The organism is Streptomyces sp. NPDC058239 (assembly GCF_042882185.1).
Taxonomy (GTDB): Bacteria; Actinomycetota; Actinomycetes; order Streptomycetales; family Streptomycetaceae; genus Streptomyces.
Map to the genome: position 1 here is coordinate 1 of NZ_JBHVWS010000140.1, position 1836 is coordinate 1836.

Annotated in this window: 1 protein-coding gene; it reads left to right on the plus strand. The window is 65.1% G+C overall.

Features of this window, described 5'->3' with window-relative positions; all coding sequences use genetic code 11:
- Positions 1-399: 399 nt before the first annotated feature.
- A complete protein-coding gene (locus ACFVYE_RS47230) occupies positions 400-1779 on the plus strand; it encodes an IS630 family transposase (protein WP_389609770.1) in 1380 nt (459 codons plus the stop codon).
- Positions 1780-1836 lie beyond the last annotated feature (57 nt).

Here is a 1836-nt window from a genome sequence, read left to right on the forward strand (position 1 = left end):
AGATACGCGCTGACCTCCACCTCGGACTGCTCCAACTCGCCTGCAGCATCATCTGCTTGAGACGACTCCGGACCTCATTCTGAAACGATCAGTTAGCTCGAAGTGAGCTACCAATCGACGGCCCGCCAGTTGCGGCTTCGGACGCCTGCGCGCGATCCATCGACAGGTTCACCTCGATCGCAGCCCGCACCGCCCACCGCAGCGGTCGGCCCCACGAAGACCTCTTCGCCGCCCTCGGCCACCTACTGGGCCACCGGTCCGCCAAGACCGTCCCGCACCCGTCACCAGACCACTACACTCCCCACCGCCAGGCCGTTGACCAGCAGTAATGGAGAAGTGCAACTGGAGTACTAGTGTGATGCGCCAGAAAAGGCAGACTTAAGTCTGTAGGCTGTTTTCATGTCGCGTAGAGGCCCTCGTGCTGTCGAAGTCGTGCTGTCCGCTGAGGAGCGTGCGGAGTTGCTGCGCTGGGCGGGTGGCGGGGTGCCGGCTCGTGCGGCGGAGCGGGCGCGGATCATCCTGGCCTGTGCGGACGGGACGTCAAATACCGCTGTGGCGGCGGACTGCGGGGTGTCCGTGGAGACGGTGCGCAAGTGGCGTTCGCGGTTCGTGGCCCGGCGGCTGGCGGGTCTGGCGGATGAGCCGCGGCCGGGCCGACGCAAGCCGGACCTGGTGCTCAGCGAAGCCGAGCACGCGGAGCTGACGCGCTGGGCACGGCGGGCGAAGACCGCGCAGTTCCTGGCCCTGCGCGCGAAGATCGTGCTGCGGTGTGCGGAGGGCGGGACAAACAAGGAGGTCGCGGCCGAACTCGGGATCGCCCACGCGACGGTGAACCGCTGGCGCTCCAGGTTCATCACCCTGCGTCTGGACGGACTGACGGACGAGCCCCGCCCCGGCAGGCCGCCCTCGGTCCTGCTCGACCAGGTCGAGGACGTACTCGTGGCGACTCTGGAGTCCGTCCCGGGCAAGGACACGCACTGGTCGCGTGCCTCGATGGCGAAGCACAGTGGGCTGTCGAAATCGACCGTCGGGCGGATCTGGAAGAAGTTCGACCTCAAGCCCCACCTGCAGGACTCCTTCAAACTGTCCACCGACCCGCAGTTCGTCGCCAAGGTCGTCGACGTCGTCGGCCTCTACCACCATCCGCCGGAGAAGGCGGTGGTTCTCTGCGTCGATGAAAAGAGCCAGATCCAGGCACTGGACCGCTCGCAGCCGGTACTGCCGATGATGCCGGGCATGCCAGAACGCCGCACCCACGACTACTACCGGCACGGGATCACCAGCCTGTTCGCCGCCTTCAACATCGCCGACGGCACCGTCATATCGGAACTGCACCGCCGCCACCGCGCCATCGAGTTCAAGAAGTTCCTGATCCGGATCGACAAGGCCGTGCCCACCGGACTCGACGTCCACCTGGTCTGTGACAATTACGCCACCCACAACACCGCCGAGATCAAGACGTGGCTGGGTAAACACCCCCGTTTCCACGTCCACTTCACCCCGACCGGCTCTTCCTGGATGAACCAGGTCGAGCGGTGGTTCGGCCTGCTGACCGACAAACTCATCCGCCGCGGCGTCCACACCTCCGTGAAAGCCCTGGAGAAGGACATCACCGCCTGGATCGACACCTGGAACGAGAACCCGAAGCCGTTCACTTGGACCAAGACCGCCGACGAGATCCTCCACTCTCTCGCCGACTACCTCACCAAAATCAGCCCACCCAGCACCGAAAACCAGCAGCTGAACCGCCCCGGGTCAGGTGGAGGCTCGATTTCATGAAAGGATCGAGTCATGGCACGACCTTCCCGTTACCCGCTTGAGCTGCGCCGACGTGCG

Bases quoted from the DNA above. Each gene is read 5' to 3' on its own strand.
- ACFVYE_RS47230 (WP_389609770.1), top strand. From the start codon at position 400: ATGTCGCGTAGAGGCCCTCGTGCTGTCGAAGTCGTGCTGTCCGCTGAG.